Consider the following 15812-nt stretch of genomic DNA (forward strand, 5'->3'; position numbering starts at 1 on the left):
CCCTCACGGCTGTGTCGTGCGATGGGCTTGGCAGCCCGCCCCAAAATCGTTCAGGAAAGCCATGGTGGAAAACATCCGTGGGCGCGGCGCGCCCGGCAGAAAAATGCCCGCCCAGGCAAGCCGGGCGGGCCCAACGGGTACTGAGGAGAGTAGCCCGGAAACACGGTCAATCCAGCCTGACGGTTACAGCCCGTCGGCCAGCGCACGGCCAATCACCAGACGCTGGATGTCGCTGGTGCCTTCGTAAATCTGCGTCACCCGCACATCGCGGTAAATCCGCTCTAGTGGAAAATCCTTCAAATAGCCATAGCCACCCAGGGTTTGCAGCGCCGCCGAGCAGACTTTTTCGGCCATTTCCGAGGCAAACAGCTTGGCCATGGACGCTTCTTTCAGGCAGGGCAGGCCGGCATCTTTCAGGCAGGCGGCGTGCCAGACCAGCTGCCGGGCGGCTTCCAGCTGGGTGGCCATGTCGGCCAGGCGAAAACTCACTGCCTGATGGGTGATGATGGGCTGGCCAAAGCTTTCCCGCTCGCGGGCGTAGCGCAGCGCGCAGTCCAGCGCGGCACGGGCCATGCCCAGCGACTGGGCGGCAATGCCAATGCGTCCGGATTCCAGATTGGCCAGGGCAATCCGGTAGCCTTCGCCTTCTTCGCCCAGCCGGTGCGTGGCGGGAATCCGGCACTGGTCAAACACGATCTGGCAGGTGTCGCTGGCGGCCTGGCCGAGTTTGTCTTCCACCCGCGCCACCTGGTAGCCCGGTGTGGCGGTGGGCACGATGAATGCCGACAGGCCTTTTTTGCCGGCCTTGGGCTGGGTCACGGCAATCACGATGGCAATGTCGGCATGCTGGCCGGAAGTGATGAACTGCTTGCTGCCGTTAAGCACATAGTCGTCGCCGTCGCGCACCGCGCGGGTGCGCAGCGCGCTGGCGTCGGAGCCGGCCTGGGCTTCGGTCAGGCAAAAAGCGCCCAGCCACTGGCCGCTGGCCATGGGCTGCAGGAACTGCTGCTTTTGCCAGGCATTGCCAAAGCGCTCAATCGGGCCGCAACCTACCGAGTTGGTGACGGAAATAATGGTCGAGGTGGCTCCGTCGCCCGCCGCGATTTCTTCCAGCGCCACCGCCGCAGCCAGGCTGTCCAGCCCGGCACCGCCCCATTCCAGTGGCACGGTAATGCCAAATAGCCCCAGTTCGCCCAGCTTGTGCAGTGCCTGGGCGGGGAATTCATGCGCATCGGCCCAGCGTGCGGCGTGTGGTTTGAGTTCGCGCTCGGCAAAGTCGGCCAGGGTGTCGCGCAACAGTTGGTGTTCGGGGGACAGAATCATGCTTGGGCCATCCTCAGTCATAAATGCAGCAAATAAAAATCCAGCAAGTGGTGCTGTCGCATCAGACGCTGCGCCAGCACGTCGCACTTGGCTGGCTTACATCCGCTCAATCGCCAGCGCGGTGGCTTCACCGCCGCCAATGCACAGGCTGGCCACGCCACGGCGCAAGCCATAGTGCTGCAATGCCGCCAGCAGGGTGACCACGATGCGCGCGCCCGACGCGCCAATCGGGTGGCCCAGCGCGCAGGCGCCACCGTGGAGATTGACTTTCTCTGCCGGCAGCTTGAGGTCGTGCATCGCCGCCAGGGTGACCACGGCAAATGCTTCATTGATTTCGTACAGGTCCACGCTGTCGGCGTGCCAGCCGATGCGACCCAGCAGTTTCTCGATGGCAACGGTGGGGGCGGTGGTAAACCAGGCCGGTGCCTGGGCGTGGCTGCTGTGGCCAACGATCCGCGCCAGCGGGGTCAGCCCGCGCCGTTCGGCTTCGCTGGCGCGCATCAGCACCAGCGCGGCGGCACCATCAGAAATCGAGCTGGCGTTGGCCGGGGTGACCGTGCCGTCTTTCTTGAAGGCCGGCTTGAGCTGGGGAATCTTGTCCAGATTGGCCTTCAGCGGCTGTTCGTCCTCGCTGACGGTTTCGCTGCCCTTGCGGCCCTGCAGTGTGACCGGGGCAATTTCGCTGACAAACCGGCCCGCGCGAATTGCCTCCTGGGCGCGGGTCAGCGAACGGATGGCAAATTCATCCTGCACTGCGCGGGTAAAGCCATAGTGCTCGGCGCACTGTTCGGCAAATACGCCCATCAGCGTGCCTTTCTGGTAGGCGTCTTCCAGGCCGTCCAGAAACATGTGGTCCTTGATTTCGCCGTGGCCCAGCCGGAAGCCGGCGCGCGCCTTGGCCAGCAGGTAGGGGGCGTTGCTCATGCTTTCCATCCCGCCGGCCAGCACTACCTGGCTGTTGCCAGACAGCAACAGATCGTGGCCCAGCATCAGCGCCTTCATGCCCGATCCGCACATCTTGTTGACGGTGGTGCTGGGCACCGATTGCGGCAGGCCGGCACCCAGCACGGCCTGGCGCGCCGGGGCCTGGCCCTGGCCGGCGGGCAGCACGCAGCCCATCAGCGCTTCGTCAATATCTTCGCCGGCCACGCCAGCGCGCTGCACGGCAGCGGCAATCGCGGCGGCACCCAACTGGGCCGCCGTGAGGCTGGACAGGCTGCCTTGTAGCCCGCCCATCGGGGTGCGGGCCATTCCGACAATCACAATGGGGTCTTGCATGGGGGTTCTCCTGGGTGGTGGCCGGTGAATGCGGCGCGGTCTCGGTAGCATGTCAATGCGTAAAACTACCGTTTACGTTAACGTTAACCTGGCAAGAAAAAACTCACTCGGGGATCCCCCCGGTGCGTTTTTCCAGCAAACGCTCGCACTGCACCCGCAAGGAGCCAATTTCCTTGAGCACGGCATTGATGTCTTCCTGCTGCTGGCGCAGCTGGCTTTCGCGGCGCGACAGCAGCTTGATGAATTCGAACAGCTGGGATTCATCGTCGTTGGCAGTGTCGTACAGCTCGAACAGCTCGCGGATTTCCTGCAGGGTGAGCCCGATGCGCTTGCCGCGCAGGGTCAGCATCAGCCGCACCCGGTCACGCCGCGAGTAAATCCGGTGCTGGCCACGCCGCTCCGGCTCCAGCAGGCCCTGATCTTCGTAATGGCGGATGGCGCGCGCGGTGATGTCGAATTCACGCGCCAGCTCGCCGATGGTGAAGGTTCTGTCCTGGACTATGCTCACAATGCTGCAACTCGTTTGGTGTCGGGTAAGCGGCTGATTTTACCGCGTTTCACCCTGCGCCGGCCACCCTTGCTGAATCAGGGTGGCCGGCGCAGGCTGGCCGGATGTCAGTGGTCAGAAAATGTTGACGTTTACGTAAACGTGATAGTAGTTTAGCCATACCCGCACAATCAACGCAAGGAGGAACAGATGGACATTCAGAAAATTGGGGTGGTGGGCGGCGGTCAGATGGGCAGCGGCATTGCCCAGGTGTGCGCCCAGGCCGGTTACTCGGTGGTGTTGGTGGATGTCAGCGCCAATGCCTTGTCGCGCGCGCACGACACCATCAGCCGCAGCCTGGCGCGGCTGGTGAAAAAGGCGGCGCTGGACAGCCTGCAGGCCGATGCGGCGCTGGAACGGATCAGCAGTCACACCGAACTGGGCGCGCTGGCCGATTGCCAGCTGGTGATTGAAGCTGCGACGGAAAACTGGGCAATCAAGGCCGAGCTGTTTGGCAAGATTGCCGAAGTGGTCAGCGCAGAAACCATTTTGGCATCAAATACTTCATCCATTTCGCTGACCCGGCTGGCCGCCACGGTGGCGCAGCCGCAGCGGGTGATTGGCATGCACTTCATGAACCCGGTGCCGGTGATGCCGCTGGTGGAAATCATCCGTGCCCGCCAGACCGACGACGCCACCTTTGCCACCATTCGCGCGCTGACCGGCCCGCTGGGCAAAACCCCGGTCAGCGTCAATGACGCTCCGGGTTTTGTTTCCAACCGAGTGCTGATGCCGATGATCAACGAGGCGATTTTCTGCCTGCACGAGGGCATTGCCAGCACCGAGGACATCGACGCGGTGATGAAGCTGGGGATGAACCACCCGATTGGCCCGCTGGCGCTGGCCGACCTGATTGGCCTGGATACCTGCCTGGCGATCATGGACGTGCTCTATCACGAGCTGCGCGACAGTAAGTACCGTGCCTGCCCGCTGCTGGTGCAGATGGTGGATGCTGGCCAGCTGGGCCGCAAGGCCACTAGGGGTTTTTACGGTTATGAATCATAAGCTTGAACTTGTCATGCACTGTTGCAGTGCAACATCGAATTTTCTTGCATGACATTGACCGCTTCGGCTAGTCTAGTTTGCACAAGTTGACGTTAACGTCAACGTAACTAAATCTGATGGGCTGGCCCATGTCGCCAGCCCCCGCCCCCCGGCCCGATTCCCATCGGGCCGGATGTTGCCGACAGACCGGGCTCACCCGGCAGGCAACACGCTGAACCGGTGGTGTGCTGGCGCACCGCCTGAACAGAGCCAGAGCATCGCCCCTTCGTGGCGGCGCTCCGAGAACATGAGGATGGAGACAACACACATGGCAAGCCCGCAAGCGTTGCGTGTCGAGACCCCCGCGCCGTCAAGGCCGGCACTTGATACTTTTCCCCAGCTATTGCTCAACCACGCCGCCGTGCGCGGTGAGCGCCCCGCCATGCGGGAAAAAGACCTGGGCATCTGGCAAACCTGGAGCTGGGCCGAGGTGGCCGGCGAAGTGCGCGCCATGGCCTGCGGACTGGCGGCGCGCGGCTTCAAGCGTGGCGACCGTCTGGCCATTGTCGGCGACAACCGGCCACGCCTGTACTGGAGCATGGCGGCGGCGCAATGCCTGGGCGGCGTGCCGGTGCCGCTGTACCAGGATGCCGTGGCCGAAGAAATGGTGTTTGTGCTGCAGGATGCTGCGGTGACCTTTGCCGTGGTGGAAGACCAGGAGCAGGTGGACAAGCTGCTGGACATCCGCGACCGCCTGCCGTCGCTGCAGCATATTGTTTACGACGACCCGCGCGGCATGCGCCACTACCAGCACGACGGCCTGCACAGCTTTGCCGAAGTGCTGGGTGACGGACGGATCTACCACGACGAGCACCCGCATTTTTTCCAGAGCGAAGTAGACGCCGTGCGGGCCGAAGACGTGGCCATCATGCTGTACACCTCAGGCACCACCGGCAACCCCAAGGGCGTGGCGCACACTTATCACAGCATGATTGTCACCGCGCGCAACAGCATTGAAATGGAAGGGCTGACCGACCAGGAAGAAGTGCTGGCCTATTTGCCAATGGCCTGGGTGGGCGACAACCTGTTTTCCTATGCGCAGTCGATGGTGGCCGGGTTTTGCGTGTCCTGCCCGGAATCCAGCGAAACGGTGATGACCGACATGCGCGAAATCGGGCCGACGTATTACTTTGCCCCGCCGCGCGTCTATGAAAACCTGCTGACCCAGGTGACCATCCGCATGGAAGACGCCAGTCCGATCAAGCGCTGGCTGTTCACCTATTTCATGGAGCATGCGCGCAAGACCGGCACCCGCATTGTCGATGGCCAGCAAGTAGGCTTCTGGGACCGGCTGGGTTACTGGCTGGGCAATCTGCTGGTATATGGCCCGGTGAAAAACGTGCTGGGCTTCTCGCGCATCAAGCTGGCGTTTACCGCTGGCGAAGCCATTGGCCCCGAGCTGTTCGACTTTTACCGGGCGCTGAAAATCAACATCAAGCAGCTGTACGGCTCCACCGAAGCCTATGTGATGATCTGCGTGCAACCCAATGGCCAGATCAAGCCAGACACCGTGGGCACCCCGGCACCCGGCGTGGAAGTGAAGATTGCCGACAGCGGCGAGGTGATCTTCCGTGGCCCTGGTGTATTCCACAGCTACTGGAATCGCCCGGACGCCACCGCCGAAACCAAGACTGACGACGGCTGGGTGCTGACCGGTGACGCCGGCTTCTTTGATGACGACGGCCATCTGAAAATCATCGACCGGGCCAAGGACGTGGGCAAATTCACCCAGGGTGGCATGTTTGCGCCGAAATACCTGGAAAACAAGCTGAAGTTCTTCCCGTATATCAAGGAAGTGGTCACCTTTGGTGATGGCCGCGACCATGCCACGGCGTTTATCAATATCGATCTGTCTGCGGTGGGCAACTGGGCGGAAAAACGCAACCTGCCCTACACCGGCTACACCGACCTGGCCGGCCAGGAACCGGTGTACGAGCTGATCCGCGAATGCGTGGAAAAGGTGAATGCCGACCTGGCGCGCGACCCGCGTCTGGGCCACTCGCAAATCAAGCGCTTCCTGATTCTGCATAAAGAACTGGACGCCGACGACGGCGAGCTGACCCGCACCCGTAAGGTTCGGCGCAAGTTCATTTCCGAGCGCTACGGCATGCTGATCGACGCGCTGTATTCCGATGCCGTGGACTGCACCATCGATGCCCAGGTGAAGTTTGAAGATGGCCGCACCGGCAATATCCGCGCCACGCTCAAGCTGCGCGATACGCAAATCTTTCCGTTGACCACGGCCTGACCGTAAGAGGCGACGACATGAATCCCAACCGCAAGATCGGCGACGTGATCCTCAAGGTGGAAAATATTTCCATGTCCTTTGGTGGGGTCAAGGCGCTGACCAATATCAGCCTGGATGTCCGCGAGCACGAAGTCTGCGCGATCATCGGCCCGAACGGGGCGGGCAAAAGCTCGATGCTCAATGTGATCAACGGCGTCTATCACCCGCAGGAAGGCCGGATCATCTACAAGGGCCATGCCAGCCAGAGCATGCACGCCCACGAAGCTGCCCGCCACGGCATTGCCCGCACCTTCCAGAACATCGCCCTGTTCAAGGGCATGAGCGTGCTGGACAACATCATGACCGGGCGCAACCTGAAGATGCACACCAACTTCCTGCAGCAGGCGCTGTACTGGGGGGCTACCCAGCGCGAGGAAATCCGCCACCGGCGCAAGGTGGAAGAAATCATCGATTTCCTGCAAATCGAAAACATCCGCAAAACCCCGGTGGGCCGCCTGCCTTATGGTTTGCAAAAGCGCGTCGAGCTGGGCCGGGCGCTGGCCGCCGAGCCCACCCTGCTGCTGCTGGACGAGCCGATGGCCGGCATGAACGTTGAAGAAAAACAGGACATGTGCCGCTTCATCCTCGACGTCAACGACGAGTTTGGCACCACCATCGTGCTGATCGAACACGACATGGGCGTGGTGATGGATATTTCCGACCGGGTGATCGTGCTGGATTACGGCAAGAAGATTGGCGACGGCAGCCCCGAGGAAGTGCGCGCCAACCCGGATGTGATTGCCGCCTATCTGGGCACCTCGCACTAGCCGCCTCAGGAGAAACAGAATCATGCAATTTTTTATTGAAGTGCTGGTCGGCGGCCTGCTCGCCGGGGTGATGTACTCGCTGGTGGCGCTGGGTTTTGTGCTGATCTACAAAGCCTCTGGGGTATTCAACTTTGCCCAGGGCGCACTGGTGCTGTTTGCTGCGCTGACCTTTGTCAGTATCGAAAAAATGGGCGTGCCGTTCTGGATTGCCCTGGCCATTACCCTGGGCATCATGGTGCTGATGGGGGTAGCGATCGAGCGGATTGTGTTGCGCCGGCTGGTCAACCAGCCGCCAATTTCACTGTTCATGGCCACCATCGGCCTGTCCTTCTTCATCGAAGGCCTGGCGCAGACGGTGTGGGGCACCGAAGTGCATGGCCTGGATCTGGGCATTGCCGATGAACCGTTCGATGTGATGGGCGTGTTCATCTCCAAGTTCGACCTGTTTGCCGCCACCCTGTCTGGCGTGCTGGTGGCCGCGCTGGCGCTGTTCTTCCAGAAAACCAAGCTGGGCCGTGCGCTGCGTGCGGTGGCCGATGACCATCAGGCCGCGCTGTCGGTGGGCATTCCGCTCAAGCATATCTGGGCAATTGTCTGGGCGGTGGCCGGTTTTGTTGCCCTGGTGGCCGGCATGCTGTGGGGCTCGCGGCTGGGGGTGCAGTTTGCCCTGACGCTGGTGGTGCTCAAGGCGCTGCCGGTGCTGATTCTCGGTGGCTTTACCTCGGTGCCGGGGGCGATTGTCGGCGGGCTGATTGTCGGTGCTGGCGAAAAGCTGGCCGAAGTGTACCTGGGCCCATTCATTGGCGGCGGCATTGAAAACTGGTTCCCCTACATGCTCGCCCTGCTGTTTTTGCTGGTTCGCCCGGAAGGCTTGTTTGGCGAACGTCATATCGAGCGGGTGTAAGCGGCCCTCCTGGGTGTGGCGGGTGGCACAGCCCCTGCCCATCCGGCCCGGTACCCCCTCTTACCCAGCCCCATTCTGGAGTCAATAGCGATGATTTACCGCGAAGCTGGACAGTTCAAGATTAATTATCAGAGCGACTCGGCCATTTTGCCGATTCTGCAGGACCGGCTGTTCATGTTCGGCCTGCTCGCCCTGGCCTTTATCGTCATCCCGGTGGTGGGGTCGAATTATTTCCTGGCCGGCATCCTCACCCCCTTTCTGATTCTGGCGCTGGCCGCGCTGGGGCTGAATATCCTGACCGGCTACGCTGGCCAGCTGTCGCTGGGTTCGGCGGCATTCATGGCGGTGGGCGCGTTTGCCACCTACAACTTCATGATCCGCATCCCAGGGATTCCGCTCTTGCTCGCCCTGCTGCTGGGGGGGGTAATGGCGGCGCTGGTCGGGGTGTTGTTCGGCTTGCCCAGCCTGCGCATCAAGGGTTTTTATCTGGCCGTGGCCACCCTGGCAGCGCAGTTCTTCATTGAATGGGCGCTGACCAAATTTGGCTGGTTCACCAATTATTCCAGCTCGGGGGTGATTTCTGCGCCGGAAATGCAGGTGTTTGGCATTGCCATCGATACTGCCGCCAAGAAATACCTGTTCACCCTGGCGATTGTCGCCGTGCTCACCCTGGCGGCCAAAAACCTGGTGCGCAGTGCCATGGGCCGCAGCTGGATGGCGGTGCGCGACATGGACGTGGCCGCCGAAGTGATTGGCATCCCCATCCTGAAAACCAAGCTGCTGGCCTTTGCCATCAGTTCGTTTTACTGCGGCATTGCCGGCGCGCTGTGGGCCTTCGTGCTGCTGGGTACGGTGGATCCGCAAGCCTTCGACCTGCACCGCTCGTTTCAGGTGCTGTTCATGATCATTGTCGGCGGTGTCGGCTCGATTCTGGGCTCCTATCTGGGCGCAGCGTTCATCGTGCTGCTGCCGATTGTGCTCAATCTGGTGGGCCAACTGTTCCACGGCGCGGTCAGCACCCAGTTTCTGTCCAACCTGGAAATGATGCTGTTTGGCGGGCTGATTATTTTCTTCCTGATTGTTGAGCCGCATGGTCTGGCCCGCCTGTGGCAGATCGCCAAGGAAAAGCTGCGCATGTGGCCGTTCCCGCACTAAGTGATGCTGAGCATGATGTGGCAGACAGCGGATGCCTGGCATCCATCCCTTGTGTAGTCCCGCCATGCCGTCGCGCAGACGGCGGCATGGCAAAGCCGTAGCTGACATTCAAAAACCGAGGAGAGACACCATGAAGACGAATTCCCTGAAGCGTTCCGTCCTGGCTGTGGCCGTGTCGTTGGGCACGCTGGCCGCCGGACAGGCCTGGGCTGCCGAGCAGTTCATCCCGATTCCCAGCTACCGTGTTGGCCCGTATGCATCGGGCGGCTCCAAGTATTACGGCGGCCTGATTGACTACATCAATCTGGTCAATGCCAAGGAGGGCGGCGTGGGCGGCGTCAAGCTGACCTACGAAGAATGCGAAACCGAATACAAGAACGACCGGGGTGTGGAGTGTTACGAGCGGCTCAAGGGCAAGGGTGAGGCCGGCGCGTCGATGTTCAACTTCATGTCCACCGGCATCACCTACGCCACCATGGACCGCGCCTCGCAGGACAAGATTCCGCTGGTGACCATCGGCTTTGGCCGCGCCGACGCCAAGGACGGCAGCGTGTTTCCCTATGTGTTTCCGCTGATTACTTCGTACTGGAGCCAGGCCTCGGCCAAGATCAGCTATATCGGCCAGCGCCTGGGCGGCATGGACAAGCTCAAGGGCAAGAAGATCGTCAACCTCTACCACGGCTCGGCTTACGGCAAGGAAACCATGCCGGTGCTGGAGGCGTTTTCCAAGAAATACGGTTTCGAGCTGGTGAATGTGGAAGTCCCGGCACCGGGCACCGAACAGCAATCGCAATGGCTGGAAATCCGTCGCCAGCAGCCAGACTTCGTCATTCTGCGCAGCTGGGGGGTGATGACCCCGGCGGCGATCAAGGCCGCCGCCAAGGTGGGCTTCCCGCGTGACAAGGTGGTGGCAGTGTGGTGGGGCGGCTCGGAAGAAGACGTGATCCCGGCAGGTGATGCCGCCAAGGGTTATATCGCCGGCAGCTTTGCTTCCGACGGCACCAGCTTCCCGGTGATTCAGGACATCCAGAAAACCCTGTACGCCAACGGCAAGGGCAATCTGTCCGAGCAAAGCGCCATCGGCACGGTCAACTACAACCGTGGCGTGATCGGCGGGATCATGATGGTGGAAGCCATCCGTGTGGCGCAGGGCAAGTTTGGCAAAAAAGCCCTGAATGGCGACGAAGTGCGCTGGGGCCTGGAGCACCTCGACCTGAACGCCGCCCGGCTGAAGGCGCTGGGTGCCGCCAATATGATTCCAGGGGTGAAAACCTCGTGTGCCAACCACGAAGGCTCGGGCTACACCCGCTTCATGCAGTGGGACGGCAAGGCCTGGAAGCCGGCTTCCAACTGGATTGCCCCGGACAACAGCGTGCTCGACCCGCTGGTGAAAGCCTCGGCAGACAAGTACGCCAAGGAAAAGGGCATCACCCCGCGTGACTGCAGCAAGGAAAAGTAATCCACCCGGCCCCGGTGTCTGCCGGGGAGGATGTCCTGTTTGCCGGCGGATGCGCGTTATCCGCCGGCCCTATGGAGCCGCATCATGAGTCAAACCGGCATTGTTCCCGGCCACACCGACCAGCAGCCGAGCCCGTTCTTGCTGTCGGTCAACAATATTGAAGTGATTTACAACCATGTGATTCTGGTGCTCAAGGGCGTGTCGCTGGATGTGCCGGAAGGCAGCATTGTTGCCCTGCTGGGCGGCAACGGCGCGGGCAAGAGCACCACACTGAAAGCCATTTCCAACCTGCTGGCCAGCGAACGCGGCGACGTGACCAAGGGCTCGGTCGAGTTTCGCGGCGAGCGGGTGGACCAGCTCACCCCGGACGCACTGGTCAAGCGCGGCGTGGTGCAGGTGATGGAAGGCCGCCACTGCTTTGGCCACCTCACCGTGGAAGAAAACCTGCTGACTGGCGCGTACACGCGCAAGGCAGGCCGCGCTGAAATCAAGGACAGCCTGGAAAAGGTTTACCACTATTTTCCCCGGCTGAAAGTGCGTCGGCAAAGCCAGGCGGGTTACACCTCGGGCGGTGAACAGCAGATGGTGGCAGTGGGTCGGGCGCTGATGGCGCAGCCCAGCATGATTTTGCTCGACGAGCCGTCGATGGGCCTGGCCCCGCAGATTGTTGAAGAAATTTTCGAGATCGTCAAAGACCTCAATCAAAAAGAGCGAGTGAGCTTTCTGCTCGCCGAACAGAACACCATGGTGGCGCTGCGTTACGCCAACTTTGGCTACATTCTGGAAAATGGCCGGGTGGTGATGGATGGCACGGCGGAGGCTTTGTCCACCAACGAGGATGTGAAGGAATTTTATCTGGGCTTGGGGGGCGAGGGGCGCAAGAGCTTCCGTGAGGTGAAGCATTATCGTCGGCGCAAGCGGTGGCTGGCGTAAGGGGGGGTTGTTGTTGAGGGGGTGGTCGCGCTGATGTGCTGGGGCTGATTTGGGGCGGGAGTTCGTCCCGCAGCCGACCTTCTTTCTTTGCTTCGCCAAAGAAAGAAGGCAAAGAAAGGCGACCCGACTTCCGCGCCCAGCCTGCGGCTGGGTGCCCTGCGCTTCTCAACCCTCAGGGCCGGCCCGGGAACTCGCGTCGGCTACGCCGCCGCTCAAACAACCGTGCCGGACGTCCCCCTGAGGGTCTGCGATGCTCGGCGCTGCACACGGGGGGTAAAGCGGTTAAGCGCAACGGATTGAGCGTTGCATGAACATGAGGAATGCCGGAGAAAATCGTGGTCCCCGCGCAGGCGGGGACCCAGGCAAGGCACCACGGCGTGGTGACGGTAAAGCTGCTTTAACCGCCGTTTGTCGCGTATTGGCCCGTACCACGCCGTGGTGAGTTTCTGGATTCCCGCCTGCGCGGGAATGACGGGGTGGGGCGCGGCGGGTGATGTGTGGTGGAAATGACCGGGTTGGGCGCGACAGATTGCGGATGGTGCCATCGTTGTGTGCCACCTCAATGTTTTACCCCGCCTCCGCGTCGTCCCCGCGCAGGCGGGGACCCAGGCAGGGCACCACGGCGTGGTGACGGTGAAGCTGCTTTAACCGCTGTTTGTCGCGTATTGGCCCGCACCACGCCGTGGTGAGCCTCTGGATTCCCGCCTGCGCGGGAATGACGGGGTGGGGCGCAACGGGTGATGCGTGGTGGAAATGACCGGGTTGGGCGCGACAGAGTGTGGGTGTTGCCATCGTTGTGTGCCACCTCAATGTTTTACCCCGCCTCCGCGTCGTCCCCGCGTAGGCGGGGACCCAGGCAAATCGCCACGGCGTGCTGACGGTGACGCTGCTTTAACCGCCGTTTGTCGCGTATTGGCCCGCACCACGCCGTGGTGAGTTTCTGGATTCCCGCCTGCGCGGGAATGACGAGGTGGGGCGAAACGGGTGATGCGTGGTGGAAATGACCAGGTAGGGCGCGACAGAGTGTGGGTGTTGCCATCGTTGTGTGCCACCTCTGTGTTTTACCCCGCCTCCGCGTCGTCCCCGCTCAGGTGGGGACCCAGGCAAGGCACCACGGCGTGGTGACGGTGAAAGTGCGTTGACCGTGGTTTGTTGAGTGATTCACCGCCACGTGCCACCGCAAGAATGAGGTTTGGCCGGTTATCACGGCCAGTGTGTTGAATAAGTAACATCCCAAATCGAGGATATCCCGATGCCCCATCTGGACGCTCTGGAAACCCGGCCACACGCGCAGCGTCTGGCCGAGCAATACGCCCGTTTGCCGGTGCAACTGGCCCATGCCCGCGAGCATAGCGCGGCTTATGCCCAGGCGCTGGCCGGGGTGGATCTGGCGGCGGTGACTGATGCGCAGGCGCTGGCGGCGTTGCCGGTGACGCGCAAGTCGGCCTTGATCGAACAGCAACAGGCCTGCCCGCCGTTTGGCGGTTACGCCGCCATGGCTGCCGGTGCGGCCAGCCGCCTGTTTGCCTCGCCCGGCCCGATTTACGAACCCCAGGGGCCGGGCGAGGATTTTTGGCGAACGAGCCGGGCGTTGTACGCCGCCGGGTTTCGCAGCGGCGATATTGTGCACAACACCTTTTCTTATCACTTTACCCCTGGCGGCTTCATCCTGGATTCCGGCGCGCGTGCGCTGGGGTGTGCGGTGTTTCCTGCCGGGGTGGGGCAGACCGAGCAACAGGTGATGGCGTTGCGCGACATTGGTGCCACCGGCTATACCGGCACGCCGTCATTTTTGAAGATCATTCTGGACAAGGCCGACGAACTGGGTATTGCCCTGCCCCGGCTGAACAAGGCGCTGGTCACCGGTGAAGCGCTGCCCAACAGCCTGCGCCAGCAGTTTGAGGTACGCGGCATTCAGGTGCGCCAGTGCTACGCCACGGCGGATCTGGGGCTGATTGCCTACGAAAGCGTGCCTGGCGAGGGGCTGATTCTGGACGAAGGCATCCTGCTTGAACTGGTCAAGCCCGGCACTGGCGAGCTGGTAGCCGAGGGCGATGTCGGTGAAGTCGTCGTCACCCTGCTGCACAACCGCGCCTACCCGCTGGTGCGCTTTGCCACTGGCGACTTGTCGGCATTTCTGGACAGCGCCGGCAGCTGCGGGCGCAGCAATCGCCGCATCAAGGGCTGGCTGGGCCGCGCTGACCAGACCGCCAAGATCAAGGGCATGTTTGTCCATCCGGCGCAAATCCACGCCGTGGGCCAGCGCCACCCCGAACTGGGCCGGCTGCGGCTGGTGGTGGCGCGGGTGGACGACCTCGACCAGATGTGTTTGCAGGCGGAAACCGCCCAGCCAGACACCACGCTGGCCAGCGCGGTGGCGCACACCCTGCGCGAACTGACCAAGCTTAAAGGCGACATCAGCCTGTGCGCGCCGGGCAGCCTGGCCAACGATGGCAAGGTGATTGATGACCAGCGTCCGCTGAACTGACTCAGACGAATCCGAGGCAGGCCGCCATGTCCGGCCTGCCCACCCAACCATGCTGCTGGCGGGGCCAAGCCCCGACCCACTACTACCCAGGAGACACCCGATGACTGCCACCCTGCCGACTGTTCCGCTGCTGATTCAAGGCGAATTTGTAGAATCCACCACCAGCCAATGGCGTGATGTGGTCAACCCGGCCACCCAGGAAGTGCTGGCGCGTGTGCCGTTTGCCACCCCGGCAGAAATCGACGCGGCCATTGCCAGCGCCAAGGCCGCGTTCAAAACCTGGCGCAAGACGCCGATTGGCGCGCGGGCGCGCATTTTTCTCAAGTTGCAGCAGCTGATCCGCGAAAACATGGCCGACCTGGCCGCCACGCTGACCGCCGAGCAGGGCAAGACCCTGGCCGACGCCGAAGGTGATGTGTTCCGTGGCCTGGAGGTGGTTGAGCATGCCGCCAATATCGGCACGCTGCAAATGGGCGAGTTTGCCGAAAATGTCGCCAGCGGCGTGGATACCTACACCCTGCTGCAGCCGCTGGGCGTGTGCGCCGGCATTACCCCGTTCAACTTCCCGGCGATGATTCCGCTGTGGATGTTCCCGATGGCCATCGCCACCGGCAACACCTTTGTGCTCAAGCCGTCCGAGCAAGACCCGCTGGTTACCATGAAGCTGGTGAAGCTGGCGCTGCAGGCCGGCGTGCCGCCGGGCGTGCTGAATGTGATTCACGGCGGCGAAGACGCGGTGAATGCGCTGTGCGACCACCCGGATATCAAGGCGATTTCTTTTGTCGGCTCCACCCGCGTCGGCACCCATGTGTACAACCGCGCCAGCCTGAACGGCAAGCGCGTGCAGTGCATGATGGGGGCGAAAAACCATGCGGTGATGATGCCGGACGCCAACCGTGAACAGGCACTCAATCAACTGGTCGGTGCGGCGTTTGGTGCGGCTGGCCAGCGTTGCATGGCCACCACGGTGGCGGTGCTGGTGGGCGCAGCGCGCGAATGGATTCCCGAGCTGGTGGCCAAGGCGCAGGGGCTGCGCGTGGGGGCGGGCAAGGATAATCCCGATGTGGGGCCGATGATTTCCTGCGCCGCCCGCCAGCGCGCGCTGAATCTGGTGGCGCAAGGCCTGGAGCAGGGCGCGGTGCTGGAGCTGGACGGGCGCGGCGTGCAGGTGGATGGCTACCCCAACGGCAATTTCTTTGGCCCGACCATTCTGTCCGGGGTCAAGCCCGGCATGGCGGTGTACGACCAGGAGATTTTTGGCCCGGTGCTGGTGCTGACCGAGGCTGACAGCCTGGACGAGGCCATCGACTTGATCAACAGCAATCCCAACGGCAACGGCACGGCGATCTTCACCCAGAATGGCGCGGTGGCGCGCAAGTTCCAGGAAGACATCGACGTCGGTCAGGTGGGCATTAACGTACCAATTCCGGTGCCGGTGCCGCTGTTCAGCTTTACCGGCTCGCGCGGTTCCAAGCTGGGCGATCTGGGCCCGTACGGCAAGCAGGTGGTGATGTTCTACACCCAGACCAAAACCGTCACCCAGCGCTGGTTTGACGACCTGGCGTCGATGGGCAAGGTCAACACCACCATCAGCCTGAAATAACCCCGGCCAGCCACGGCGCGCTGC

General features: G+C 62.3%; 12 protein-coding genes. 9 read left to right on the forward strand and 3 right to left on the reverse strand.

Features of this window, described 5'->3' with window-relative positions:
- Positions 1–183: 183 nt before the first annotated feature.
- The 3 genes from BXU06_RS03065 to BXU06_RS03075 all read right to left on the reverse strand — a co-directional run bounded on the left by BXU06_RS03065 (position 184) and on the right by BXU06_RS03075 (position 3109).
- Positions 184–1323 carry an acyl-CoA dehydrogenase family protein gene (locus tag BXU06_RS03065; protein WP_077296713.1) on the reverse strand — a complete coding sequence of 380 codons (1140 nt, stop codon included), beginning with the start codon at positions 1321–1323 and terminating at the stop codon, positions 184–186.
- A 96-nt stretch (positions 1324–1419) separates the two neighbouring features.
- Positions 1420–2601, reverse strand: coding sequence for an acetyl-CoA C-acyltransferase (locus BXU06_RS03070; protein WP_077296715.1), 1182 nt, complete (start codon positions 2599–2601; stop codon positions 1420–1422).
- Between the two features lie 103 nt (positions 2602–2704).
- Entirely contained in the window at positions 2705–3109 is a 405-nt protein-coding gene (locus tag BXU06_RS03075; RefSeq protein ID WP_077296717.1) for a MerR family DNA-binding transcriptional regulator, read from the reverse strand.
- Positions 3110–3298: 189 nt separating this feature from the next.
- Here BXU06_RS03075 and BXU06_RS03080 point away from each other — a divergent pair, with 189 nt between their 5' ends.
- The 9 genes from BXU06_RS03080 (at position 3299) to BXU06_RS03120 (ending at position 15788) form a co-directional block, all read left to right on the forward strand.
- Positions 3299–4153 (forward strand): 3-hydroxybutyryl-CoA dehydrogenase, encoded by an 855-nt coding sequence (locus BXU06_RS03080; RefSeq protein WP_077296719.1) that lies wholly within the window; start codon positions 3299–3301, stop codon positions 4151–4153.
- A gap of 307 nt (positions 4154–4460) precedes the next feature.
- Positions 4461–6440 carry a long-chain fatty acid--CoA ligase gene (locus BXU06_RS03085; RefSeq protein ID WP_077296721.1) on the forward strand — a complete coding sequence of 660 codons (1980 nt, stop codon included), beginning with the start codon at positions 4461–4463 and terminating at the stop codon, positions 6438–6440.
- Positions 6441–6457: 17 nt separating this feature from the next.
- Complete coding sequence (locus tag BXU06_RS03090; protein WP_077296723.1) at positions 6458–7246, forward strand: ABC transporter ATP-binding protein; 789 nt, start codon at positions 6458–6460, stop codon at positions 7244–7246.
- 22 nt (positions 7247–7268) lie between these two features.
- Positions 7269–8150 (forward strand): branched-chain amino acid ABC transporter permease, encoded by an 882-nt coding sequence (locus BXU06_RS03095; protein WP_077296725.1) that lies wholly within the window; start codon positions 7269–7271, stop codon positions 8148–8150.
- Between the two features lie 90 nt (positions 8151–8240).
- Positions 8241–9305, forward strand: coding sequence for a branched-chain amino acid ABC transporter permease (locus BXU06_RS03100; RefSeq protein WP_077296727.1), 1065 nt, complete (start codon positions 8241–8243; stop codon positions 9303–9305).
- Between the two features lie 130 nt (positions 9306–9435).
- Positions 9436–10764 (forward strand): ABC transporter substrate-binding protein, encoded by a 1329-nt coding sequence (locus BXU06_RS03105; RefSeq protein WP_077296729.1) that lies wholly within the window; start codon positions 9436–9438, stop codon positions 10762–10764.
- A gap of 84 nt (positions 10765–10848) precedes the next feature.
- On the forward strand, positions 10849–11697 hold the full coding sequence (locus BXU06_RS03110; protein WP_077296731.1) for an ABC transporter ATP-binding protein: 849 nt from the start codon (positions 10849–10851) through the stop codon (positions 11695–11697).
- Positions 11698–12949: 1252 nt separating this feature from the next.
- A complete protein-coding gene (locus tag BXU06_RS03115) occupies positions 12950–14185 on the forward strand; it encodes a phenylacetate--CoA ligase family protein (RefSeq protein ID WP_077296733.1) in 1236 nt (411 codons plus the stop codon).
- Between the two features lie 100 nt (positions 14186–14285).
- Entirely contained in the window at positions 14286–15788 is a 1503-nt protein-coding gene (locus BXU06_RS03120; RefSeq protein WP_077296735.1) for a CoA-acylating methylmalonate-semialdehyde dehydrogenase, read from the forward strand.
- Positions 15789–15812 lie beyond the last annotated feature (24 nt).

The sequence above is a fragment of the Aquaspirillum sp. LM1 genome (assembly GCF_002002905.1).
Taxonomy (GTDB): Bacteria; Pseudomonadota; Gammaproteobacteria; order Burkholderiales; family Aquaspirillaceae; genus Rivihabitans.

Coding starts and splice junctions, on each gene's coding strand:
- BXU06_RS03065 (WP_077296713.1), bottom strand. CDS start 1,323: ATGATTCTGTCCCCCGAACACCAACTGTTGCGCGACACCCTGGCCGAC.
- BXU06_RS03070 (WP_077296715.1), bottom strand. CDS start 2,601: ATGCAAGACCCCATTGTGATTGTCGGAATGGCCCGCACCCCGATGGGC.
- BXU06_RS03080 (WP_077296719.1), top strand. CDS start 3,299: ATGGACATTCAGAAAATTGGGGTGGTGGGCGGCGGTCAGATGGGCAGC.
- BXU06_RS03085 (WP_077296721.1), top strand. CDS start 4,461: ATGGCAAGCCCGCAAGCGTTGCGTGTCGAGACCCCCGCGCCGTCAAGG.
- BXU06_RS03090 (WP_077296723.1), top strand. CDS start 6,458: ATGAATCCCAACCGCAAGATCGGCGACGTGATCCTCAAGGTGGAAAAT.
- BXU06_RS03095 (WP_077296725.1), top strand. CDS start 7,269: ATGCAATTTTTTATTGAAGTGCTGGTCGGCGGCCTGCTCGCCGGGGTG.
- BXU06_RS03100 (WP_077296727.1), top strand. CDS start 8,241: ATGATTTACCGCGAAGCTGGACAGTTCAAGATTAATTATCAGAGCGAC.
- BXU06_RS03105 (WP_077296729.1), top strand. CDS start 9,436: ATGAAGACGAATTCCCTGAAGCGTTCCGTCCTGGCTGTGGCCGTGTCG.
- BXU06_RS03110 (WP_077296731.1), top strand. CDS start 10,849: ATGAGTCAAACCGGCATTGTTCCCGGCCACACCGACCAGCAGCCGAGC.
- BXU06_RS03115 (WP_077296733.1), top strand. CDS start 12,950: ATGCCCCATCTGGACGCTCTGGAAACCCGGCCACACGCGCAGCGTCTG.
- BXU06_RS03120 (WP_077296735.1), top strand. CDS start 14,286: ATGACTGCCACCCTGCCGACTGTTCCGCTGCTGATTCAAGGCGAATTT.